Below are 277 nucleotides of genomic sequence, written 5' to 3'. Positions count from 1 at the left end.
TCAACGGTACTAAGCTTATCCTATGGGAAATTTGCTATGCTTCTTACTGGTGACATAGAGGCAAAAGGAGAAAAGGAAATAACAAGGCTTTTAAATAAAGATTATGATATTTTAAAGGTGGCACATCATGGATCAAAAAATTCAACTTCAAAAGAGTTCTTAGATCAGGTGAATGCTGAATATGGTATTATTTCATGTGGAGAAAATAACCGATACGGTCATCCGCACAGGGAATTGCTGCAAAGACTTGAGGAGGAAGATATGGAAATATTAAATA

At 35.0% G+C, this 277-nt stretch carries 1 protein-coding gene; it reads left to right on the top strand.

Going from position 1 to position 277, the window contains the following annotated elements:
• Positions 1–36: 36 nt before the first annotated feature.
• Positions 37–277: ComEC/Rec2 family competence protein (locus tag ACOEN1_RS13570; RefSeq protein WP_422487415.1), on the top strand; the 241-nt coding region annotated here is incomplete at its 3' end.

The organism is Gudongella sp. DL1XJH-153, from assembly GCF_049310905.1.
Classification (GTDB): domain Bacteria; phylum Bacillota; class Clostridia; order Tissierellales; family Tissierellaceae; genus Gudongella.
The sequence above is the reverse complement of the archived record's forward strand: the minus strand, read 5'-3'. Positions and strand labels throughout refer to the sequence as shown.